Genomic DNA, 22,076 nt, shown 5'->3' on the forward strand with positions numbered 1-22,076 from the left:
CGGCGCCGGGACGGGCCGGGCGGACACGGCCGGTACCGCCGCGGCGACGGCCGCCAGGAAGCGGCCCACCGGGCCGGTGGCGGCCGCCGTCGCGGGCGGTACGGGTCGCTCGGCCGTCATCCGTCCCCTCCTGTCTCCCCGGTCGCCGGTCCGTGGCGCGGGGACCGGCGGGTTATCGCTCCCGCGCCGCCGGGCGGTCCGCGGCCAGGTCGCGGACCGCGGCGGCGAAGGCCTCCCCGCGCGCGTGGTAGTTGGTGAACATGTCCATCGAGGCGCAGGCCGGAGCCAGCAGGACGGTGTCCCCGGGGCGGGCCAGCCGGGCGGCCTCGCCGACCGCCGCCGCCATCGCCCCAGTGTCGGTCCGGTCGAGATCGACGACCGGGACATCCGGGGCGTGTCGCGCCAGCGCTTCACGGATCAGGTGCCGGTCCGCGCCGATCAGCACCGCCCCGCGCAGCCGCTTCGCGGCCCCGGCCACCAGCTCGTCGAAGACGGCTCCCTTGGCCAGTCCTCCGGCGATCCACACCACCGGGTCGTAGGCGTTCAGCGACGCCTCGGCTGCATGGGTGTTGGTGGCCTTGGAGTCGTCGACGTAGGCCACCTGCCCCGCCTCGGCGACATGCTCGATGCGGTGCGGGTCGGGCCGGAAGGCGCGCAGGCCGTCGCGTACCGCCGCCGGCTCCACGCCGAAGGCGCGGGCCAGGGCCGCGGCGGCCAGGGCGTTGGCGATGTTGTGCGGGGCGGGGGGCTCGACGTCCGTGACCTCGGCCAGCTCCTGGGCCTGCCTGTGCCGGTCGGGGACGAAGGCCCGGTCCACCAGTACGCCGTCCACGACGCCGAGTTGGGACGGTGCGGGGGCGCCGAGGGTGAAGCCGACGGCCCGGCAGCCCTCCACCACGTCGGCGCGGCGCACCAGCTCCTCGGTGAGGGGGTCGGCGGTGTTGTAGACGCAGGCGACCTCGTTGCCCTCGTAGATCCGGCCCTTGTCGGCGGCGTACGCCTCCATCGAGCCGTGCCAGTCGAGGTGGTCGGGCGCCAGGTTGAGCACCGCGGCCGAGTGGGGGCGCACCGAGGAGGACCAGTGGAGCTGGTAGCTGGACAGCTCCACCGCGAGCACGTCGTACGGTTCGCCGCCCAGGACCGCGTCCAGCAGTGAGACGCCGATGTTGCCGACCGCCGCGGTGCGCAGCCCGGCGGCCTCCAGGATGGAGGCGAGCATCCGCACCGTGGTGGTCTTGCCGTTGGTGCCGGTGACGGCCAGCCAGGGCGCGGCGCCGGGGCCGCGCAGCCGCCAGGCCAGCTCCACGTCGCCCCACACCGGTACGCCCGCGGCCTCGGCCGCCGCGAACAGCGGCTTGTCCGGCCGCCAGCCGGGCGTGGTGACGACCAGCTCGGTGCCCTCGGGCAGGGTGGCCCCGTCGCCGAGGCGCACCGCGGCCCCCAGCTCCCGCAGTTCGGCCGCCTGCCGCCGGGCGCGTTCGTCGTCGCCGTCGTTGACGACCGTCACCTCCGCTCCCAGGGACCGCAGTACGCGCGCGGCGGGGATCCCGGAGACGCCGAGGCCGGCGACGGTGACGTGCTTTCCGGCGAACTCCTCGCCGACGGGGCCGCGCGTCATTTCCCGGCCGCCCAGCCGGCGTAGAACAGGCCGATTCCGACGATCACGCACATGCCCTGGATGATCCAGAAGCGGACCACGACCAGCACTTCGCTCCAGCCCTTGAGCTCGAAGTGGTGCTGGAGCGGCGCCATTCTGAAGACCCGCTTGCCCGTCAGCCGGAACGAGCCGACCTGGATGACGACGGACATGGTGATGAGGACGAACAGACCGCCGAGCAGGGCGAGCAGCAGCTCGGTGCGGGAGACGATGGCCAGGCCGGCCAGCGCGCCGCCCAGGGCCAGCGAGCCGGTGTCGCCCATGAAGATCTTGGCGGGCGAGGTGTTCCACCACAGGAAGCCGAAGCAGGCGCCCATCAGGGCCGAGGCGACGACCGCCAGGTCCAGCGGGTCGCGCACCTCGAAGCAGCTCGGACTGCCGGTGATGGCGCAGGAGTCCTGGTGCTGCCACACCCCGATGAAGGTGTAGGCGCCGAAGACCATCACCGAGGCGCCGGTGGCCAGGCCGTCGAGGCCGTCGGTGAGGTTCACGCCGTTGGACATCGCCAGGATCATGAACAGCGCCCAGATCACGAAGAGCACCGGCCCGATCGACCAGCCGAAGTCCTGGATGAAGGAGAGCTTGGTGGACGCCGGGGTCTGGCCGCGGGCGTCGGCGAAGTTCAGCGACAGGACCGCGAAGGCGATGCCGACGATGAGCTGGCCGAGCATCTTGGCCTTGGCCCGCAGGCCCAGGCTGCGCTGCTTGACGATCTTGATGTAGTCGTCGAGGAAGCCGACCAGGCCCATGCCGGCCATCAGGAAGAGCACCAGCACGCCGGAGAACGACGGCTGCTCGCCGGTGATGACCTTGGTGAGCGCGTAGGCGATCAGCGTCGCCAGGATGAAGGCGATACCGCCCATGGTGGGGGTGCCGCGCTTGCTGTGGTGGTCCCGCGGGCCGTCGTCGCGGATGTACTGCCCGTAGCCCTTGCGGGCCAGCAGCTTGATCAGCAGCGGAGTGCCGATCAGGGTCAGGAAGAGCCCGATGACCCCGGAGAAGAGGATCTGCCTCATCATCGGCCGGCGACCTCTCCCCTGCCCTCGGCGGAAAGACCCCTGCCCTCGACCAGCGCGAGCGCCACCTGTTCCAGGCCGGCCGACCTGGAGGCCTTCACCAGCACGACATCCCCCGGCCGCAGATCGTCGCGCAACAGGTCGATTGCCGCCTGCGCGTCGGACACGTGCACCGACTCCTCACCCCACGAACCCTCGTTCTTGGCGCCCATGTCGATCCAGCGGGCCTCCCGGCCGCCGACCGCCACGAGCTTGCTGACGTTGAGCCGGACGGCCATCCGTCCGACCGCGTCGTGCTCGGCGAGCGACTCCTCGCCGAGCTCGGCCATCTCGCCGAGCACCGCCCACGTGCGACGCCCCTTGCCCATGGCTGCGAGCGCGCGGAGCGCGGCCCGCACGGACTCGGGGTTCGCGTTGTAGGCGTCGTTGACGACGGTCACGCCGTCCGAGCGCTCGGTGACCTCCATCCGCCAGCGGGAGAGCGTGCCGGCCTCGGAGAGCGCGGTGGCGATCCCGTCGGCGGGCATGCCCAACTCGTGGGCTACGGCGGCCGCGGCGAGCGCGTTCGACACGTGGTGCTCACCGTACAGGCGCATGGTCACATCGCTGCACCCGGTGGGGGTGTGGAGGGTGAAGGCGGGCTGCCCCTTCGGGGTGAGACGGACATTCTCGGCACGGATGTCGGCTTCCTCGGCCTCTCCGAAGAGGAGGACGCGTGCCTCGGTGCGGGCGCGCATGGCGCGCACCAGGGGGTCGTCGGCGTTGAGGACGGCCACGCCGCCCTCGTCCGCCGCCGGTAGGGACTCCACCAGCTCGCCCTTGGCCAGGGCGATCTGCTCCCGGCCGCCGAACTCGCCGATGTGCGCGGACCCGACGTTGAGGACCACGCCGATGCGCGGCGGGGTCAGCTCGGTCAGGTAGCGGATGTGGCCGATGCCGCGGGCGCCCATCTCCAGCACGAGGTGGCGGGTGCCCTCCTCGGCGCTCAGCGCGGTCAGCGGCAGGCCGATCTCGTTGTTGAGCGAGCCGGGGGTGAAGACGGTCGGGCCCAGCCGCCGCAGGAGCTGGGCGATCAGGTCCTTGGTGCTGGTCTTGCCGGCGGAGCCGGTGAGGGCGACGACGGTGGTGCCCAGACGCCGCACCACATGGCGGGCCAGGGCCCCCAGGGCGGTCTCCACGTCGTCCACGACGATCGCGGGCACACCGACGGGCCGGGCGGCCAGTACGGCCGCCGCGCCGTCCGCGACGGCGCGGGCGGCGAAGTCGTGGCCGTCCACCCGGGCCCCGCCGAAGGCGACGAAGAGCGCGCCGGGGCGCACCTCCCGGGAGTCCTTGACCACGGGGCCGGTGACGGTCGGCTCCGGGTCCGGTATGTCGTGGACCCGGCCGGAGACGATGCCGGCGATCTCCGCGGGGGTCATCGGGATCACGGCGCGCTCTCCCCGGTGTCCCCGCCGCCCGCGGCGTTCCGGCCCGCGTCCCGCCGGGCGGCCATCGCGTGCTCGACGGCCTCGCGCAGCACCTCGCGGTCGTCGAAGGGGCGGACCACTCCGGCGATGTCCTGGCCCAGCTCGTGGCCCTTGCCGGCCACCAGCACCGTGTCCCCGGGCTCGGCCCGGGCGACGGCCGCCGCGATGGCCGCGGCCCGGTCCTCCTCCACCAGCACGGTGCCGCGCTCGTGGACGGGGACCTCGGCCGCGCCCGCGAGCATGGCGGCGAGGATGGCCAGCGGATCCTCCGAGCGCGGGTTGTCGGAGGTCAGGACGGCGGTGTCGGCCAGCCGGGCCAGCGCCGCGCCCATGGCGGGGCGTTTGTGCGGGTCGCGGTCGCCGCCGCAGCCGAGCACCGCGTGCACCCGGCCCTCGGTGACCTTGCGCAGGGCGCGCAGCACGGAGTCGACGGCGTCGGGCTTGTGCGCGTAGTCCACGACCGCCAGGTACGGCTGGCCGGCGTCCACGCGCTCCAGGCGGCCCGGCACGCCGGGCACCGCCGCGACGCCCTCGGCCGCGGTCTTCAGGTCGATCCCGGCGGCGACCAGGGCGGTGATGGCCGCGAGCGCGTTGGCGACGTTGAACGGGCCGGGCAGGGGGGCGCCGGCGCGGACCGTCTCGCCGTCCGGCCCGATGACGGTGAAGGTGGAGCCGAGCGGGCCGATCTCCACGTCGTCCGCGCGCCAGTCGGCGTCCGGGTGGCCCTCGGCGGAGAAGGTGGTGACGGGGACCTCGCTGACGCCGGCGGCCAGCCGCTGCCCGTACTCGTCGTCGATGTTGACCACACCGGCGCGGGAGCGGGCCTTGGTGAACAACTGCACCTTCGCCCGGAAGTAGTCCTCCATGTCCGGGTGGAAGTCCAGGTGCTCGGGGCTGAGGTTGTTGAAGACGGCGATGTCGAAGACGCAGCCGTCCACCCGGCCCAGCACCAGTGCGTGGCTGGAGACCTCCATGGCCACCGAGCGCACCCCGCGCTCGCGCATCACGGCGAACAGCGCCTGGAGCTCGGTGGCCTCGGGGGTGGTGCGCTCGGACTTGATCCGCTCGTCGCCGATCCGGGACTCGACCGTGCCGATCAGCCCGGTCGGCTCCCCCTCCCCCGCCGCCGCGCGCAGCCCGCCCTCGATGAGGTAGGCGGTGGTGGTCTTGCCGGAGGTGCCGGTGATGCCGATCTGCAGCAGGTCGCGGCCCGGATCGCCGTAGATGGCGGCGGCCAGGTCGCCCGTCACCTCGCGCGGCTCGGCCACCGTCAGCACCGGCAGACCGGTGGCGGCGGCCCGCTCGGTGCCCGTGGGGTCGGTGAGCACCGCGACGGCGCCCAGGCGGGCCGCCTGGACGGCGAAGTCCGCGCCGTGGAAGCGGGCGCCCGGACGCGCGATGTAGATGTCGCCGGGCCGTACGGCGCGCGAGTCGTGGGTGATGCCGGTGACGGCCGCGTCGCCCTCGGGGGCCGCGACCCCCAGCCGCCGGGCCAGCTCCGCCAGCGGCACGGGACGGACCCGCTCCGGGCGGGGCGGGGCGGACAGGGATGGGGTCTGATCAGCGTGTGGCACGGCGGTGAGCGTACCCGCCGTGGTGGGCCCGCCGCGAAGCGAGGGGCCGGGTGTGCCGGGCGCGCCGCCGGTGGCGCCGGGGCTGTTGCGGGGGAGGTCGTCGATGGTTCTCACGGTCGCTTTCCGGTCGGTTCCCGGGTCAGTCCCGGGGGTCGAAGGTGACGGGCAGACGCGGGGGCTCGGCGCCGGTCGGGGGGATCCGCAGGGCCTTGAGCGTGTACTTCATGACCTGCTGGTACACCGGGCCGCACACCTGGCTGCCGAAGTAGCTGCCCTTCTTGGGGTTCTGCACGGCGCAGTAGACGGTGACGCGGGGCGCGTCGGCGGGGGCGAACCCGGCGAAGGAGGAGGTGTAGCCGTTGTAGCGGCCCGTTTCGGGGTCCACCCGGTTGGCCGTTCCGGTCTTGCCCGCCACCCGGTAGCCGGGGATGCGCGCGGTGGTGCCGGTGCCCTCCATGTCCGCCACCACCGACTCCAGCATGGTGGCGAGCGTCGTGGCGGTCTTCTCGCTGACGACACGGTTGCGCTGCGGCTTCGGCGCGGGCTTCCACTCGCCGTCGGGCCCGGTGGTGCCGCGCACCAGGGAGGGTTCGACGCGCACTCCCCCGTTCGCGATGGTGGAGTAGACCGAGGCCGCCTGGACGGCGTTGATCGACAGGCCCTGCCCGAAGGGGATGGTGTACTGCTGCGAGGCGTTCCAGTCCTCGGGGTCGGCGAGGATGCCGGGGGTCTCGCCGGGGAAGTCCAGTCCGCTCCTTCGCCCGATGCCGAACTCGCGCAGGTAGGAGTGGAGCACCCGGTTGGCCTCCGCCTGGGTGTCGCCGAGCTGCTCGACGGCCAGGATGGTGCCGATGTTGCTGGACTTGGCGAGCACTCCGTTGAGGGTGAGGTACCAGGTGGGGTGGTCGACGTCGTCGGCGAAGCTGCGGTCCGCCCGCGGCAGCCGGTTGGGCACCACGACATGGGTGCCCGGGGTGGCCGCGCCCTCCTCCAGGACCGCGGCCATGGACATCACCTTGCTGGTGGAGCCGGGCTCGTAGGCGTCCTCCACGGCGCCGTTGCGCAGTGCCGAGGCGCTGGCCGTGGACAGGTCGCCCGGGTCGTAGCCGGGCGCGTTGGCCATGGCCAGGATCTCGCCGCTGCGGACGTCCTGGACGATCACGTAACCGCTGTCCGCGTCGGACTTCTCGACCTGCTCCTCGATGGCGCTCTGCGCGGCCCACTGGATGTCGCGGTCGAGGGTGAGCTCCACGTCCGACCCGGGGCGCGCGGGCTGCTCGCGCTCGTCCCCGGTGGGCACCTGGCGGCCGCCGGACTGGGCGTAGGTGATCTTGCCGTCCTTCCCGGCCAGCACCTTGTCGAACTTCGCCTCCAGGCCGCCGCGGCCCTCGCCCTCGGAGTTGACGAAGCCGAGCACGGCGGCCGCGAGCTCCCCTCCCGGGTAGACCCGCTTGGCGTGCTCCTCGGAGTACACCCCGGCCAGCACGTGGTGGCCCCCGCCCGCGCGCTGCCGTCCGGCCAGCACGCGCTTGAGGTCGGTGATCTGCCGCCAGACCTGCGGGGACTGCTGCCGGGCCAGGAGGACGTAGCGGGTCCCCTTCCGGGAGAGCCGCTCGGTGAGCGTCTTCTCGTCCACGCCGAGGACGGGGGCGAGCAGCTCGGCCGCCTGGGCCGGCGCGTCGGGGACCTTCGTCTGCTCGGGGGTGAACAGGTAGGGGTCGGCGGTGATGTCGTACGCGTCGACCGTGGTGGCCAGGGCGACGCCGTCGCGGTCGGTGACGGTGCCGCGCTCGGCGGCGAGCGGGACGGTGATGTAGCGGTTGACGTCGGCCTTGGCCACGTAGGTGCTCGCGTCCACGGCCTGCACCTGGAGCAGTCGCACGGTGAAGGCCAGCATCACCAGGGTCAGCAGTACGCCGAACAGCCTCAGCCGGGGCCGCGGACTGCTCAGCCGTACGGTGCCCGGCCGGGACCGGGGCACGCGGGCCGTGGGCCTGGCGGCGGGCCTGGGCGCACGGGCGGAACGGGGGGCGGCGGAACGGGGGGCGGGCTGGGTACGGCGGGGACGCCGGGGGCGCTCGCTCACGGGGCGTCCTCCCCCTCGGGCCCCCGGGGGGCGGCGGGGGCCGGATCGGGCATGCCCCGGACGGTGCCGTCCGGAAGGATGAAGGCGGGGTTCCCGCCGGGCACCATGCCCAGCTCCCGGGCCCGCTCCGCCAGTGCGTCCGGAGCGGAGTAGGAGTCCAGCTCCTGCTGGAGCGCCTGCTCCTCGTCGGCCAGCTCCCCGGCCCGTTTCTCCAGCTCCCTCAGCTCGAAGGACCCCTGGTTGACGGATGCGTTGAGCAGCAGCAGGGTCAGCAGCCCGGAGCCGAGCAGCAGGACCACCAGCAGCACGAAGGGGGCGCGGGCCGGTCCGGAGGGCGCGCCCGCGGGGACCAGCCGCGCCAGTCGCGCCAGCCGCTGCTGGGGGGTCGGGCCGGCCTGTTTCCCGGTGGCCCCGGGCGTGGCCTTCGGTGTGTCCTTCAGGGCTCCTCCCGGATGCGCTCGGCGCCGCGCAGCCGGGCGGGGGCGGCGCGGCGGTTCTCGGCGACCTCTTCCTCGGCGGGGAGTTCCGCCCCCCGGGTCAGCAGCCTCAGCCGGGGCTGGTAGCGCTCGGGGACCACCGGCAGCCCCGGCGGCGCGGTGCTGGTGGCGCCCGCGGCGAGCACCTGCTTGACCAGGCGGTCCTCCAGCGAGTGGTAGGACAGGACGGCGATCCGGCCGCCCACCGCCAGCGCGGCGACGGCCGCCGGCAACGCCCGCTCCAGCACGGCCAGTTCGCCGTTGACCTCGATGCGCAGCGCCTGGAAGGTGCGCTTGGCGGGATTGCCTCCGGTCCGCTTGGCCGCCTGCGGCAGGGCCTCGCGGATCAGCTCGACCAGCCGGGCGCTGCCGGCGAACGGCTCCTTCTCGCGCTCGCGCACGATCGCGGAGACGATCCGCCTGGCCTGCTTCTCCTCGCCGTAGGCGCGCAGGATGCGCACCAGTTCGCCGGGCGGGTAGGTGTTGAGGACCTCGGCGGCGCTGACGCCCCTGCTCTGGTCCATCCGCATGTCCAGCGGCGCGTCCCTGGAGTACGCGAAACCGCGCTCGGCCTCGTCGAGCTGCATGGAGGACACGCCGAGGTCGAACAGGACCCCCTGGACGCGCGGCACGCCGAGCCGTCCCAGCACCCCGGGCAGTTCGTCGTAGACGGCGTGCACCAGGGTGGCCCGGTCGCCGAAGCGGGCCAGGCGCTCGCCGGCCAGTTCCAGCGCGGCCGGGTCCCGGTCCAGGCCGACCAGCCGGACGTCCGGGAACCTCGACAGCATCGCCTCGCTGTGCCCGCCCAGCCCGAGGGTGCAGTCCACGACGGTGGCGCCGGGCTCGCGCAGGGCGGGGGCGAGCAGGTCCAGGCAGCGCCCGAGCATGACCGGGACGTGCCGCTCGTTGGTGCTCACTGGACTCTCCTTGAGCGGGCCCGTACGGCCTGGTCCCCGCCCGCTCGCGAAGGGGAAGAACGGCGGCCGGTGCCGGGGAAGGGGCACCGGTCGGCCGGGAGCGGGAGGAGGCCGGGCCGTACGCGGCCGTACGCGCGCCCGCGCACATGGGATCTGGGGGTTCGGCAGCGGGGAGCCCGGCGCCTGCCCGGCTCCCGCTTCGCGTCACTTTAGTCCACTCGTCCCCCCGGTCAACCAACTGGTCAGGCGCGTCCCGGCCGCCTCCCCGCGCGGGCGCGCCGCGGATCCCCGCGTCCGGTTCCACCCGCACGGGGGATCGGACACCACCGGCGTGGGTTACCTCACACACCATGCGCGTTGACCGGCTTTGCCCTGCCCCAATCCGGGCCGGAGCGGGACGGGGCGGTTACGGTCATAGGCATGCCATCGTCTTCCTCCGAGGGGCCGGTCATCGACCGCCTCGTCACAGCCAACCAGCGTTACGCAGCCGAGTTCACCGACCCGGGGATGGACGCCCGGCCGGTGCTGAAGGTCGCCGTCGTCGCCTGTATGGACGCCCGGCTCGACCTCCACGCCGCCCTCGGTCTCGAACTCGGCGACTGTCACACCATCCGCAACGCCGGCGGCGTGGTCACCGACGACGTCATCCGCTCGCTGACCATCAGCCAGCGCGCCCTGGGCACGCGCTCCGTCGTGCTGATCCACCACACCGGCTGCGGCCTGCTGAACCTGACCGAGGACTTCCGGCACGAGCTGGAGATGGAGGTCGGCCAGCGGCCGTCGTGGGCCGTCGAGTCCTTCAAGGACGCCGACCAGGACGTGCGGCAGTCGATGGAGCGGGTACGCACCTCTCCGTTCCTGCTGCACACCGGCGACGTACGGGGCTTCGTCTTCGACGTCACCACGGGTCTGCTCCGGGAGATCGACCCGGCGGACGGCCCGGAATCGTGACGCGCGGGGCTGTGTAAGTGAAGAATGCCTGAGTGACGGCTCTCCCCCGCGGGTACCTCCCGCGGGGGACGCGCCGGTTGTTCGGGGATGGGCCGGCCCGCCGCGGGGCGGACCGGCCCGTGAGCGGGCCGAGGAGGGCCGGGTGACGACCTATGACGAACGAGCTGATCTCAGCGATCTGACCGCCACGGCGGACCGGGTGCGCCGGTCGGTGGAGAGTGTGATCGAGGGCAAGCCGGAGGTCGTACGGCTCTCGCTGACCGTGCTGCTGGCCGAGGGCCACCTGCTGATCGAGGACGTGCCGGGCGTGGGGAAGACCATGCTCGCCAAGGCGCTGGCCAGGTCCGTGGACTGCTCGGTCCGCAGGATCCAGTTCACCCCCGACCTGCTGCCCTCCGACATCACGGGGGTGAGCGTCTACGACCAGCAGCAGCAGGAGTTCGAGTTCAAGCCGGGCGCCATCTTCGCCCAGGTCGTGATCGGCGACGAGATCAACCGCGCCTCCCCCAAGACCCAGTCGGCCCTGCTGGAGTCGATGGAGGAGCGGCAGGTCACCGTCGACGGGCGCAGCTACGAACTGCCCGACCCGTTCATGGTGGTGGCCACCCAGAACCCGGTCGAGATGGAGGGCACCTACCCGCTGCCCGAGGCGCAGCGCGACCGCTTCATGGTGCGGGTGTCGATCGGCTACCCCAGCCCCGAGGCCGAGCTGCGGATGCTCGACGTGCACGGCGGGACCTCCCCGCTGGACGACCTGCGGCCGGTCGCCCACGCGCACGAGATCGCCAAGCTGGTGGAGGCGGTGCGCGGCGTGCACGTCTCCGAGCCGGTCCGCCGGTACGCCGTCGACCTGGTGGCCGGCACCCGCGGCCACCCCGAACTGCGGCTGGGCGCCTCGCCCCGGGCCACCCTGCACCTGCTGCGGGCCTCGAAGGCGGCGGCGGCCCTGGCCGGCCGGAACTTCGTGCTGCCCGACGACGTGCAGGCGCTGGCCGTGCCCGTGCTGGCGCACCGGCTGCTGCCCACCGCCCAGGCCCAGCTCGGCGGGCGCACCTCGGAGCAGCTCGTCCTCGACATCGTGCGGCGCGTCCCCGTGCCCGCGTCCAACTACCGGGAGGCGACCTCGCAGTCCCCGCTGTACGGCCGGCCTTCCCAGCGGGGACTGTGATGGACGGCCCCGGCACAGCCGCCCCGGGCGCCGGCGGAGGCACGGACCGGGGCACGGACGGGGGCCCGCGGGCAGGAGAGCGCCGGGCTTCGCCGCGCGCCGCGCTCGCCGGCCTCACCACCAGGGGGCGCTCGTTCCTGGCCGCGGGGGCGGCCGCGGTGGTGTGCGCCTACGTGCTGGGCCAGGGCGACCTGCTGCGGGTGGGGGTGCTGCTGGCCGCGCTGCCCCTGGTCTGCGTGATCGTGCTGTACCGCACCCGCCACCGCGTGGCGGCCTCCCGGCGGCTGTCCCCGGTCCGCGTGCCCGCCCGGGAGGAGTCCCTGGTGCACCTGCGGCTGGAGAACGTCTCGCGGCTGCCGACCTCCCTGCTGATGCTCCAGGACCAGGTCCCCTACGTCCTGGGCCCGCGCCCGCGCTTCGTCCTGGACCGGGTGGAGCCGGGCGGCCGGCGCGAGGTCTCCTACCGGGTCCGCTCCGACCTGCGGGGACGCTATCCGATAGGTCCGCTGCAACTGCGGCTGACGGACCCGTTCGGCATGGTGGAGCTGACCCGGTCCTTCAGCTCCCGCGACACCCTCACCGTCGTGCCCCGGACCGAGGAACTGCCCCCCGTACGGCTGGCCGGGGAGGCGGCCGGCCTGGGCGAGGGACGGCACCGCTCCCTGGCCGCGGCCGGCGACGACGACGTGATCCCGCGCGGCTACCGCCACGGCGACGACCTGCGCCGGGTGCACTGGCGCTCCACCGCCCGCCACGGGGAGCTGATGGTGCGCCGCGAGGAGCAGCCGCAGCGGCCGCGCTGCACCGTGCTGCTGGACACCCGCCGGACGGCCTGGGCCGGCTCCGGTCCGGAGTCGGCGTTCGAGTGGGCGGTCTCGGGGGCCGCCTCGGTGGCCGTGCACATGCTGGAGCGCGGCTACGCGGTACGGCTGCTGACCGACACCGGCGCGGCCGTGCCCGGGCCGGACGGAGCGGGCGCGGACATCGCCGCCTCCGACACCGCCGGGCTGGTCCTGGACGCCCTCGCGGTGGTGGAGAACTCCGGCGAACCGGGCCTGGCCCAGGCGTACGAGGCGCTGCGCGGCGGCAGCGGCGGTGGCGGGCACGAGGGGCTGCTGGTGGCCTTCCTCGGTTCGCTGGACGGCGAGCAGGCGGTGCTGGCCGGCCGGATGCGGCAGCGCGCGAGGGGCGCGGTGGCCCTCCTGCCCCGCGGACCGCGCGAGCCGGCCGTGCGGGAGGAGGGGGAGCGGCTGCTGCGCGAGGCGGGCTGGACGGTGCTGCCGTACACGCCCGGGGAGGCGCTGCCCGATCTGTGGCGGCAGGCGGACCGGTCCGCGGGCAGGGCGCCCGGGCGGACGGCGAGGAGTGGACGGTGATGAGCGGACAGGCCCGGCTGGCATTCTGCGCCTGGGCGGCCACCCTGGCGGCGGCGTGCGCGCTGCTGCCGCTGGTCGCCCCGGCCGGCTGGCTGTTCCAGGCCGCCCTGCTGCTGGGCGTCCAGAGCGCGGTGGGCACGGTGGTGCGGCGGGCGACACCGTCCGGACCGCCGGCGGTGGTGGCACAGGCGGTGGTGTCGCTGCTGCTGCTCACCTTCGTCTTCGTCCGCGGCGACGCCGTGCTCGGTGTGCTGCCGGGCCCGGACGCCTTCGAGGCCTTCGGCGCGCTGCTGGCACAGGGCACCGCGGACGTCGGCCGGTTCTCGATCCCGGCCCCGGTCACCGACGGCATCCGGCTGCTGCTGGTGGGCGGTGTGGTCGTCATCGGCCTGCTGGTGGACATGCTCGCGGTGACGTACCGTGCCGCGGCCCCCGCCGGGCTGCCGCTGCTGGCGCTGTACTCGGTCGCGGCCGGGCTGTCCCCGGAAGGGGGGAGCCGGCTGTGGTTCCTGTGCGCGGCGGGCGGCTATCTGCTGCTGCTCCTGGCGGAGGGCCGGGACCGGCTGTCGCGGTGGGGCCGGGTGTTCGGCGGCGGGTTCGGCACCGCGCGGCCCGGCGGCACGGCGCCGCCGCCGGTGCGCACCGGGCGGCGGATCGGCGCGGTCGCGCTGGGCATCGCCCTGGTGGTGCCCGCGGTGCTGCCGTCACTGGGCGGCGGGCTGCTGGACACCGCGCGCCAGGGGCGGGGCACGGGGAGCGGCGGCGGCACGATCTCGGCGGTCAATCCGCTGGTCGCGCTGCAGGACAGCCTGAACCAGCCGGACAACCGCACGGTGCTGACGTACACCACCGACGCCGGGAGCACCTCGGACATGTATCTGCGGATCGTGGCCCTGGACCGGTTCGACGGCACCTCCTGGAAACCGTCGGAGCGCCGGATCACCGATCTGCCGCGCCCGCTTCCGCCGGTGCCCGGGCTGTCGCCGTCCGTCGGCACCGAGCGCGTCACCACCTCCTTCCGGGCGGCCGGATGGTACGCCCAGAACTGGCTTCCCATGCCCTACCCGGCCGCCGAGGTGCGCATCGACGGCCGGTGGCGCTTCGAGCCGGAGGGCCGCACGCTCGTCGGCGACCGCGGGCAGACCACCCGGGGCGTGCGGTACGAGGTGGACAGCCTGGTGGTACGGCCGACCGCGCGACAGCTGGCTGAAGCCCCGGCGCCCCCGCCGCAGATCATGGAGGAGTACACCGGCGTACCGGAGTCGCTGCCGTCCGTGGTGGCCGAGACGGCGCGGAACGTCACCGAGGGGGCCTCCGGCGACTACGAGCGGGCCGTGAGGCTCCAGGACTGGTTCTCCTCCCAGGGCGGCTTCCGCTACGACACCCAGGTGAAGGCCGGCAGCGGCAGTGCGGCCATCGCCCGCTTCCTGGAGGACCGGGAGGGCTTCTGCGTCCACTTCGCCTTCTCCATGGCCGCCATGGCCCGCACCCTGGACATCCCGGCGCGGGTCGCGGTGGGGTTCACGGCCGGGAGGGCCGACGGCAGCGGCGAGATGACGGTGGGGCTGCAGGACGCGCACGCCTGGCCGGAGCTGTACTTCGAGGGCGTGGGCTGGACCCGCTTCGAGCCCACCCCCAGCCGGGGCAGCGTGCCGGAGTACACCCAGCCCGACCTGCCCTCCCCGGAGGAGCCTGACGCCCCCGCCCCGCGTCCGGAGGACAGCGCCCGGCCGCTTCCGGAGCCTTCGGAGTCCGAGGAGTGCGTTGCGGGACAGGGCACGGAGGACTGCGGCGCGGCGTCCGCTCCGCGGGACGGCGGGGCCGGCGGCGGTCTCCCGGTGGGCAGGGTCCTGCCGGTGGCGGCGTCCGTGCTGCTCGCCGCGGGGATCCTGGCACTGCCCGCCCTGTGGCGGGGCAGGGTCCGGTCCCGGCGTCTGGAGGGCGGTGGCGACCCGGGTGCCCGTACGCTCGCCGCCTGGCGGGAGGCGACCGACTCCGCCTGGGACCTGGGCGTCCTCCCGCAGGAGTCCGCCACCGTGCGGACGGCCGCGGCGCGCGTCGTACGGCTGGGGGGGCTGGAGGGCGAGGCCGCCGAGGCCCTGCACCGGCTGGCCACGGCGGTCGAGCGGGCTCTCTACGCCCCCGAGCCGCGGTCGGCGCAGGGGCTGGCCGGGGATGTGCGGCGGGTGCGGGCCGGGCTGCTGGCGGCCGCCGGGCGCGGCGCGCGGCTGCGGGCCCTGCTGCTGCCGCGGTCGGCCGTACGGGTGGTGTGGGCCGTCCCGGAGCGCTGGTCGGCGGCGGCCGGACGGTGGGGCGGCCCGGCTCGGCGGGCGCTGGCGCGGATCAGGCCGTCGCGGCAGCGGGTCTGAGGCCGGGCGGGCTCGGTGGGCGCCGAGCCGGGCCGCGGAGGACGGCCGCTCAGGACGCGACAGCGGGCGGTCTGCCGTACGGGGGCGGTGCGGCGGGGCCGTCGGGTCGCGGCGGCCGTGCGCGCCGTCCACCGGCAGGGGCGGCGGCAGCGCGTGAGCGGACCGTTACTGCTGCTCGTCCCGGCGGCGCTGCCAGCGGTCCTCGATGCGGTTCATCATCGAGCGGCGCGGCCTTCCCTGCCTTCGCGCGTGCGGACGGTCTCCGCCGGCCTCGTGCCCCTGGTCGGCGAGGGGCTGCTCGCCCGGCTTGGGCGTCTTGCGCCAGCCCGTCACCGCCAGGACGGCGCAGCCGAGCATCACCAGGAAACCCAGCACACTGACGATGACCAGCTTCGCGACCATCCCGGCCATGAGGAGCGCGACGCCCACCAGAAAGCCCGCGACCGCCTGGTAGACCCGTCGCCGGGTGTACGTGCGCAGCTCGCTTCCCTCGAGCGCTGTCGCGAACTTGGGGTCTTCGGCGTACAGCGCTCGCTCCATCTGCTCGAGCATCCGCTGCTCGTGCTCAGAGAGCGGCACGGAGTCCTCCTACTCGTCGGTCGCGGGGGCGACCGGATGCGACCCTTCAAGGATAGGCAGGGATTCGCCCCCGTGAAACCCGCCCCTCTACGCCAGTTCGTGCCACCGGGACCGGGAACCGGATGGCGGTGTCGGGCTTCTCATTCCCCCGCCGCCACGCCGTCATGCCGATCGGTGTGCTTCGATCATACGGCGGGTAGCCGCCGTTCGGGTCGCCTGTGGCCTACCGCACCCCGCCGGTGGACGGGGCGGAGCCCTCCCGGGTACGCGCCAGTACGTGGAGGTGCGCCGCGACGGACTGGAAGGCGGGCAGTTCGGCCACCGCCTCCTCCAGCGCCGCCAGTGCGTCCGAGGCGCCGGGCTCGGCGTCCAGCAGCGCCCCCGGCACCAGGTCCGCGAAGACCCGCACGCCGTGGACCGCGCCGACCTCCAGCCCGTTGGCGGCCACCAGGGAGCCGAGCCGCTCGGGGGTGAAGCGCCGGGGCACCGGGTCCCCGCCGCCCCACCGGCCGTCGGGGTCGCTCAGCGCCCGGCGGGCCTCGGTGAAGTGCCCCGCCAGGGCGCGGGCGAGCACCGCGCCGCCCAGTCCGGCGGCGAGCACGCTCAGGGTGCCGCCCTCGGGGCGCAGCGCGGCCGTGACGTTGCGCAGCCCTTCGGCCGGGTCGTCGACGTACTCCAGGACGCCGTGGCAGAGCACCACGTCGTAGCCTCCGCGCTCGGCCACGTCGAACAGCCCGTGCGCGTCTCCCTGCACGCCGCGCACCCGGTCGGCCACGCCCTCCTCCGTCGCGCGGCGCTCCAGGGCGAACAGCGCGTCGGGGCTGGGGTCCACCACGGTGACGCGGTGGCCGAGCCGGGCGACGGGCACGGCGAAATTGCCGGTGCCGCCGCCGGTGTCCAGGACGTCGAGCGTCTTCCGGCCCGCGGCCTCGGCCCGGTCCTCGAGTGCTTCCCGCAGGACCTCCCAGACCACGGCGGTGCGGAAGTGTGCGTGGGGGCGGGACATGGCGGACGCTCCTAGGCGGCTCGGACGGGGCTGGCCCAAGCCTATTGCGTCGCCGTCCCCGTCCGGCCGGCCGGGCCGGGAGAGGGGGAGCCCCGCCCCGGCCTCAGCCCGCCCGCAGCCGCGGCCCCTCACCTTCCGGGCGGCCGCGCTCCCCGGGCTCCCCCTGGCTTCTGGGAAGGGGCAGCACGGGCTGCCTCACCAGCATCTGCTCGACGATGCGCAGGAACATCCCCGCGTCGCGTATCAGGTCGTCGCTGTCGCGCCGGCCGGCCGCGCCGGCGATACCGGCCTCGGCACGGGCGCGCCTGGCCGCTCCTGCGGCGAACAGCCTGCACCACTCGTCCAGCTCGGGCGCCACCTCGGGCAGCACCTCCCAGGCGCTGCGTATGCGCCGTCTGGCGCGTGCGGTGGACTCGGGGCGGCCGCGCACGGCGAGCACCGCGGCGGCGGTGCGCAGGGCGGCCAGATGCGCGGTGGCGTACCGGTCGTTCGGGTGCTCCAACTCCGCCGCCTCGTCGAGGCCGCGCCGCGCCTGGGCGAGCAGGTCGAGTGCGGCGGGCGGGGCCGACGCCCTGCGCAGCACGGGGTGGACATCCTCCGGGGGCCCGTTCATCTGCGAACCTCCTGTCATCGTCATGACCGTCACGACTGTGCTGTTCGCGTGCTGCCCGCCGTGCTGCCCGCACGCGCGGGTCGCGACCGTCGATCGCGATGGGAACATCGTTGCGCATGCCACTGACAATCGGCCCCGACCTGGGCAAACGCCTCCTGTCGGGGCTCGTCCGGCGTACCGGGGGACTCCGCCCGGCAGGCCGGGCGGAGTCAGCGGCGCGGGCGGGCGCGGGAAGTGTCCGCGACGGCCCCGGAGCGGATGACGTCCTCGGCCGGAGGGGCCGCCGGGAAGGCCACCGAGGAGGAGGTTGCCCGCGCGCTGCCGCGGCTGCCGGGCGGCCGGGGCGGGAGCGCGGAAATGGCGGGAGCGGGCGGCCCGGCCGATGGCCGTGCCGCCCGCTCCCGTCCCCCGTGTCCCCCGAGCGTTCCCCCTACGGACGGTCGCCGCGCCGCTCCGCCGCCCCGTGCCGGCGGTGCGGCGCCACGTTTCCCGTCGTCTCCGACTCTGCCGTCCACGCCTGGTGAAGCCCATCCGTACGGCTACTCAGAACCGGACTCAGGTACTTCTACTCATCTACTGCGTACGGCCCTTCGAAGCTGTTACCGCGCCCCGGTTAGAGTGCCTGGTCATGGCACGGACTGTGGTGATCGGCGCCGGTATGGGCGCCATGGCCGCCGCCGCCAGGCTGGCCGTGGCGGGCCACCGGGTGACGGTGTACGAGCGGGCGCGGACCCACGGCGGCGCGGTGCGCCGCCTGGAGCGGGACGGGTTCGGCTTCGACACCGGCCCCGGGCTGCTGTACCTGCCCGCCGTCTGGCGGGACCTCTTCGTCAAGACCGGGCGCGAGCCGCTGGAGGAGTGCGTCGCGCTGACCGAGGTGGACCCGGCCGTCCGCCACGTCTTCGCCGACGGCACCTCCGTCCTCCTGCCCGGAGGTTCCCGGGCGGGCACGGTCGACGCCCTGGACTCGGCCCTGGGCGCGGGCGCGGGAGAGCGGTGGAGCGAGCTGCTGGGCCGCGGCCGCAGGACGTGGGAGGCCACCCGGCGCCCGCTGCTGGAGGAGCCGCTGACCGAAGCCGTCGACCGCGCCCGGCTCGGCACCGACCCGTATCCGGCGCCGCGGCGCGGGCTGCTGCGCCGACGCGCCCCCTTCCTGTCCGAGATCGCCCGCGCCGAACTGCGCGACCCGCGGCTGGTGGCGCTGCTGGAGAGCCATGCGCTCGCCCACGGCCTCGACCCGCGCCGCACCCCGGCGAGCGCCGCCGTCCTGCCGTATCTGGAGCAGACCTTCGGCATCTGGTACGTCGGCGGGGGGATGCGCGCGCTGGCGGACGCGGTGTACGAGCGGTGCCTGGCCCGCGGGGTGGAGTTCCGGTTCGGCGCGGCGGTGTCCCGGATCACGGTGGAGGGCGGCCGGGCCGCCGGGGTGGAACTGGCCGACGGGTCGCGGGTGGGCGCGGACACCGTGGTCTGCGGGATCGACCCCCGGCCGATGTACGGCGGCCGGGCCAGCGCGGCGGACGGCGGCCCCGGCTACGCGGCGGGACGGCTGACCGTGCTGCTCGCGCTGCGCGGTCCCCGGCCCGGGGACACCGTCCACCGCACCGTGGTGCACACCGGGGGGCCGGGCGGGGCGGCACGCACCGTCACCGTGCTGCGGCCCGGCGATCCGTCGCTGGTCCCCGGCGCGGAGCACGAGTCGGCGGTGCTGTCGGTGACCGTTCCGCCGCACCGCGCGGGGGCGGCCGCCCCGCCGGCCGACGGGGCCGGCGCGGGGGGCGAGGACGGCGGGGCCGTGGACTGGACGGCGCCGGGCGCGGCCGAGCGGGCCGCGGACGAGGCCCTGGCCGCCGCGGACGCTGCCGGGCTGGGCCTGGGCGGGCGGGTGCTGTGGCGCGAGGTGCGCACCCCCGCCGACACCGAGCGGGAGACCGGGGCCCCGGGCGGCGCGGTGCCCGCCCCCGCCCTGGCGGGGGCGGACGGGGCCTTCCTGCGGGCGGCCAACTCCACGGGCACCGCCGGGCTGTACCGGGTGGGCGGATCGGCCCACCCGGGCGGCGGGCTGGCGCACGCCGGGATGTCGGGGGCGCTGGCCGCCGGGCTGATCGTCGAGGGGGACGACTGGCGCGGCTCGCGGTGACGCGGCCGGGCGGAAGCCCGGGCGGCCGGGCGGCTCAGTGGCGGGGCTGCTCGCCGTAGGGGTGAGCCGCTCCGGCGGCCGGGTCGTACCCGCCCTCGCCGTAGCCGTACCCGCCGTACCCGCCGTCCTCGGCGTACTGCCCGGGCTGCGGCTCGGAGCCGCGCTGCTGGGGCACCCAGACCCCGCCGGGAGGGGTCTGCCCGGCGTACGGGTCGGCGGGGTAGCCGGTGCCGTACCCGTCGGTGTGGGAGGGATCGGAGGCGTACCCGTGGCCGTCCTGGCCGCCGTACGCGTCGTGGGCGGGCCGGCCGGAGGCGTCGGCGTACGGGTCGGAGTAGGCGGCGTACTGCTGCTGCCCGTCTCCCGCGTCGTAGCCGTAGCCGTACGATCCGGCGTACTGGCCGCCCTGGTCGTAGCCGGGGTGACCGGTGTAGTCACCGGTGGTGTACGGGACGGAGTGGGCGGGGTGCTGCCCCTGCTCCTCGTACCGCCCCTGCTCCTCGTACCCCTCCTCCGGCTGCCCCGGGGAGGCACCCCGCTCGTAGACGCCGTAGCCGCCGGTGTCGTCGGGCAGCGGCTCCGGGCTGTACGCGGGGGGCTCCGGCTCGTGGACCTCCAGCCCGGAGACCTCCAGGTGCGGGTCGGCGTCCCGGGGCGGCATGGGGCGCACCTCGCGGCGGCGCCTGCTGGTGCCGGGCATGCCGCCCAGCGCCCAGCCGGCGGTGAAGCCGCGCCGGTAGGAGAGGGTGACGAAGGTCTGGCCGACCGTGAAGGCCGCTCCGCCGAGCGCGATGACCGTCAGGGACAGCGGCACCGAGGAGATCGCCACCACCCCGAGGACCACCATGGCGAACCCGCCGAAGGCCAGCAGCCGCCAGCGCAGCCTCGCCTTGTACTGCAGCAGCACCTCGGCCAGCAGCCATACCGCGACGATGCCGAACGCGATGTAGAGGAGCGTCCACCCCATGTACGTCCTCCCACCCCGTCTTCTAGCCCCGCCGGTGCAGGCCCAGATTCTCGTAGATCTCCAGCGTCGCCGTGGAGTGGTTGAGGGTGATGAAGTGGAGTCCGGGGACGTCCTCGGACATCAGCCTCGCGCACAGCTCCGTGGCGTACTCGATTCCCAACGAGCGTACAGCGGCCGGATCGTGCTCCACGGCGAGGATGCGTTCGGCCAGGTCCGGAGGGAAGGTCGCGTTGCTCAGCTTCGCGAACCGCTCGATCTGCCGCACGCTCGTGACGGGCATGATCTCCGGAATGATCGGGACGTCGCAACCCGCCGCGGCAACCTTGTCGCGCAGCCGCAGGTAGTCGTCGGCGTAGAAGAACATCTGCGTGATGGCGTAGTCGGCGCCGGCCCGGCACTTGTCCACGAAGTGGCGGATGTCGCTGTCCCAGTCGGTGGAGCGCGGGTGCATCTCGGGGAAGGCGGCCACCCCGACGCAGAAGTCCCCCGACTCCTTGATGAGCCGGACGAGCTCGGCGGCGTAGGTGATGCCCTGCGGATGCGGTACCCACTCGCCGGTGGGGTCGCCGGGCGGGTCGCCGCGGACGGCGAACATGTTGCGGATGCCGGCGTCCGCGTACTGGCCGATGACGTTGCGCAGCTCGGCCACCGAGTGGTCCACCGCGGTGAGGTGGGCGACGGGGGTGAGGGTCGTCTCGGTGGCGATCCGCTCGGTGGCGCGTACGGTGCCCTCCCGGGAGGAGCCTCCGGCGCCGTAGGTCACCGACACGAAGGTGGGGGCGACGGCCTCGACGCGGCGGATGGCGTTCCAGAGGGTGCGCTCGCCCTTCTCCGTCTTGGGCGCGTAGAACTCGAAGGAGTACGAGCGCTCACCGGAGGCGAGCAGCTCGCGGACGGTGTGAGCGCGATCCGTCCTGGTGGAAGGGGTACCGAGGGCCATGTCGGCAGGCTAACCGGCGCCCCGGCCGCGCACCGCATCACCGGGGTGATATGCCCGTTTGACCCGTTTGCCGTCCAGTGGGTGGACACCCGCCCCGGGCCGGGCCGCCTCAGACCGACCGCAGGCGCGCGGCGAGGTCCGCGGCGGCGGCCCCCGGGTCGTCCGCCCCGGTGATCGCGCGGACCACCACGACCCGCCGCGCCCCGGCCTCCAGCACCTGCTCCAGGTTGGCGGCGTCGATCCCGCCGATGGCGAACCAGGGCCGCCCGGGCCGCAGCCGCGCGGCGTACCGCACCAGGGAGAGCCCCGGGGCGGGGCGGCCGGGCTTGGTGGGGGTGGGCCAGCAGGGGCCGGTGCAGAAGTAGTCCACGCCCGGCTCGGCCAGCGCCGCGTCCACCTCGGCCTCGGTGTGGGTGGAGCGGCCGATCAGGACGCCCTCGCCCAGGATCGCGCGGGCGGCCGGCACCGGCAGGTCGCCCTGCCCCAAGTGCAGCACGTCGGGGCCGGCGGCGTGGGCGACGTCCGCCCGGTCGTTGACCGCCATCAGCTTCCCGTGACGGCGGCAGGCCTCGGCGAGGACGGCCAGGTGCTCCAGCTCCTCGGCGGCCTCCAGGGACTTGTCGCGCAGCTGCACGATGTCGACGCCCGAGGAGAGTACGGCGTCCAGGAACTCCGCCAGGTCGCCGCGCTCCCTGCGCGCGTCCGTGCACAGGTACAGACGGGCGTCGCCGAGCCGCTCGCGTGCGGTCGCTGCCATGCGGGAATCCCCCCG

Annotated in this window: 18 protein-coding genes; 5 read left to right on the top strand and 13 right to left on the bottom strand. The window is 74.9% G+C overall.

The window, feature by feature from the left end; translation table 11 throughout:
* Positions 1-172 precede the first annotated feature (172 nt).
* From murD to rsmH, 7 genes are all read right to left on the bottom strand, one after another.
* A complete protein-coding gene (gene murD, locus ACW69E_RS27005) occupies positions 173-1,618 on the bottom strand; it encodes a UDP-N-acetylmuramoyl-L-alanine--D-glutamate ligase (protein WP_457500908.1) in 1,446 nt (481 codons plus the stop codon).
* Entirely contained in the window at positions 1,615-2,673 is a 1,059-nt protein-coding gene (gene mraY, locus ACW69E_RS27010) for a phospho-N-acetylmuramoyl-pentapeptide-transferase (protein WP_206346659.1), read from the bottom strand. The genes murD and mraY overlap by 4 nt, the downstream gene beginning before the upstream one ends.
* The gene (locus ACW69E_RS27015) at positions 2,673-4,094 is read right to left on the bottom strand and encodes a UDP-N-acetylmuramoyl-tripeptide--D-alanyl-D-alanine ligase (protein WP_457500922.1); all 1,422 of its coding nucleotides are present in this window, start codon (positions 4,092-4,094) and stop codon (positions 2,673-2,675) included. The genes mraY and ACW69E_RS27015 overlap by 1 nt, the downstream gene beginning before the upstream one ends.
* A gap of 5 nt (positions 4,095-4,099) precedes the next feature.
* Complete coding sequence (locus tag ACW69E_RS27020; RefSeq protein WP_457500923.1) at positions 4,100-5,821, bottom strand: UDP-N-acetylmuramoyl-L-alanyl-D-glutamate--2,6-diaminopimelate ligase; 1,722 nt, start codon at positions 5,819-5,821, stop codon at positions 4,100-4,102.
* Positions 5,822-5,855: 34 nt separating this feature from the next.
* Positions 5,856-7,802 (bottom strand): peptidoglycan D,D-transpeptidase FtsI family protein, encoded by a 1,947-nt coding sequence (locus ACW69E_RS27025; protein WP_457500909.1) that lies wholly within the window; start codon positions 7,800-7,802, stop codon positions 5,856-5,858.
* Positions 7,799-8,110: a septum formation initiator family protein gene (locus ACW69E_RS27030; protein ID WP_457500910.1), complete on the bottom strand. Its 312-nt coding sequence runs from the start codon at positions 8,108-8,110 to the stop codon at positions 7,799-7,801. Before ACW69E_RS27030 ends, ACW69E_RS27025 begins: the two co-directional genes overlap by 4 nt.
* 128 nt (positions 8,111-8,238) lie before the next feature.
* A complete protein-coding gene (gene rsmH, locus ACW69E_RS27035; RefSeq protein WP_457500911.1) occupies positions 8,239-9,195 on the bottom strand; it encodes a 16S rRNA (cytosine(1402)-N(4))-methyltransferase RsmH in 957 nt (318 codons plus the stop codon).
* Positions 9,196-9,615: 420 nt separating this feature from the next.
* Here rsmH and ACW69E_RS27040 point away from each other — a divergent pair, with 420 nt between their 5' ends.
* The 4 genes from ACW69E_RS27040 to ACW69E_RS27055 all read left to right on the top strand — a co-directional run bounded on the left by ACW69E_RS27040 (position 9,616) and on the right by ACW69E_RS27055 (position 15,059).
* Positions 9,616-10,146 carry a beta-class carbonic anhydrase gene (locus ACW69E_RS27040; protein ID WP_237882148.1) on the top strand — a complete coding sequence of 177 codons (531 nt, stop codon included), beginning with the start codon at positions 9,616-9,618 and terminating at the stop codon, positions 10,144-10,146.
* A 142-nt stretch (positions 10,147-10,288) separates the two neighbouring features.
* Complete coding sequence (locus ACW69E_RS27045) at positions 10,289-11,314, top strand: AAA family ATPase (RefSeq protein ID WP_457500912.1); 1,026 nt, start codon at positions 10,289-10,291, stop codon at positions 11,312-11,314.
* A complete protein-coding gene (locus tag ACW69E_RS27050; protein WP_457500913.1) occupies positions 11,314-12,690 on the top strand; it encodes a DUF58 domain-containing protein in 1,377 nt (458 codons plus the stop codon). Before ACW69E_RS27045 ends, ACW69E_RS27050 begins: the two co-directional genes overlap by 1 nt.
* Positions 12,690-15,059, top strand: coding sequence for a transglutaminaseTgpA domain-containing protein (locus tag ACW69E_RS27055; RefSeq protein ID WP_457500914.1), 2,370 nt, complete (start codon positions 12,690-12,692; stop codon positions 15,057-15,059). The genes ACW69E_RS27050 and ACW69E_RS27055 overlap by 1 nt, the downstream gene beginning before the upstream one ends.
* 165 nt (positions 15,060-15,224) lie before the next feature.
* Here ACW69E_RS27055 and ACW69E_RS27060 read toward each other — a convergent pair whose 3' ends face one another.
* The 3 genes from ACW69E_RS27060 to ACW69E_RS27070 form a co-directional block, all read right to left on the bottom strand.
* Positions 15,225-15,638 carry a DUF3040 domain-containing protein gene (locus ACW69E_RS27060; protein WP_457500915.1) on the bottom strand — a complete coding sequence of 138 codons (414 nt, stop codon included), beginning with the start codon at positions 15,636-15,638 and terminating at the stop codon, positions 15,225-15,227.
* A gap of 223 nt (positions 15,639-15,861) precedes the next feature.
* A complete protein-coding gene (locus tag ACW69E_RS27065; protein ID WP_457500916.1) occupies positions 15,862-16,644 on the bottom strand; it encodes a methyltransferase in 783 nt (260 codons plus the stop codon).
* A gap of 103 nt (positions 16,645-16,747) precedes the next feature.
* Entirely contained in the window at positions 16,748-17,281 is a 534-nt protein-coding gene (locus tag ACW69E_RS27070; RefSeq protein WP_457500917.1) for an SAV_6107 family HEPN domain-containing protein, read from the bottom strand.
* Between the two features lie 604 nt (positions 17,282-17,885).
* Here ACW69E_RS27070 and ACW69E_RS27075 point away from each other — a divergent pair.
* A complete protein-coding gene (locus ACW69E_RS27075; protein ID WP_457500918.1) occupies positions 17,886-19,397 on the top strand; it encodes a phytoene desaturase family protein in 1,512 nt (503 codons plus the stop codon).
* Positions 19,398-19,431: 34 nt separating this feature from the next.
* On the opposite strand, the gene ACW69E_RS27080 is transcribed toward ACW69E_RS27075, so the two are convergent.
* From ACW69E_RS27080 to thiE, 3 genes are all read right to left on the bottom strand, one after another.
* A complete protein-coding gene (locus ACW69E_RS27080) occupies positions 19,432-20,364 on the bottom strand; it encodes a hypothetical protein (RefSeq protein ID WP_457500919.1) in 933 nt (310 codons plus the stop codon).
* A 22-nt stretch (positions 20,365-20,386) separates the two neighbouring features.
* Positions 20,387-21,304, bottom strand: a complete 918-nt coding sequence (metF, locus tag ACW69E_RS27085; RefSeq protein WP_457500920.1) for a methylenetetrahydrofolate reductase [NAD(P)H] — start codon at positions 21,302-21,304, stop codon at positions 20,387-20,389.
* Positions 21,305-21,413: 109 nt separating this feature from the next.
* Positions 21,414-22,061, bottom strand: coding sequence for a thiamine phosphate synthase (gene thiE / locus ACW69E_RS27090; RefSeq protein WP_457500921.1), 648 nt, complete (start codon positions 22,059-22,061; stop codon positions 21,414-21,416).
* Positions 22,062-22,076 lie beyond the last annotated feature (15 nt).

The organism is Streptomyces sp. SS8, from assembly GCF_054072955.1.

Coding starts and splice junctions, on each gene's coding strand:
- murD (WP_457500908.1), bottom strand. CDS start 1,618: ATGACGCGCGGCCCCGTCGGCGAGGAGTTCGCCGGAAAGCACGTCACC.
- mraY (WP_206346659.1), bottom strand. CDS start 2,673: ATGAGGCAGATCCTCTTCTCCGGGGTCATCGGGCTCTTCCTGACCCTG.
- ACW69E_RS27015 (WP_457500922.1), bottom strand. CDS start 4,094: ATGACCCCCGCGGAGATCGCCGGCATCGTCTCCGGCCGGGTCCACGAC.
- ACW69E_RS27040 (WP_237882148.1), top strand. CDS start 9,616: ATGCCATCGTCTTCCTCCGAGGGGCCGGTCATCGACCGCCTCGTCACA.
- ACW69E_RS27050 (WP_457500913.1), top strand. CDS start 11,314: ATGGACGGCCCCGGCACAGCCGCCCCGGGCGCCGGCGGAGGCACGGAC.
- ACW69E_RS27055 (WP_457500914.1), top strand. CDS start 12,690: ATGAGCGGACAGGCCCGGCTGGCATTCTGCGCCTGGGCGGCCACCCTG.
- ACW69E_RS27065 (WP_457500916.1), bottom strand. CDS start 16,644: ATGTCCCGCCCCCACGCACACTTCCGCACCGCCGTGGTCTGGGAGGTC.
- ACW69E_RS27070 (WP_457500917.1), bottom strand. CDS start 17,281: ATGACGATGACAGGAGGTTCGCAGATGAACGGGCCCCCGGAGGATGTC.
- ACW69E_RS27075 (WP_457500918.1), top strand. CDS start 17,886: ATGGCACGGACTGTGGTGATCGGCGCCGGTATGGGCGCCATGGCCGCC.
- ACW69E_RS27080 (WP_457500919.1), bottom strand. CDS start 20,364: ATGGGGTGGACGCTCCTCTACATCGCGTTCGGCATCGTCGCGGTATGG.
- metF (WP_457500920.1), bottom strand. CDS start 21,304: ATGGCCCTCGGTACCCCTTCCACCAGGACGGATCGCGCTCACACCGTC.
- thiE (WP_457500921.1), bottom strand. CDS start 22,061: ATGGCAGCGACCGCACGCGAGCGGCTCGGCGACGCCCGTCTGTACCTG.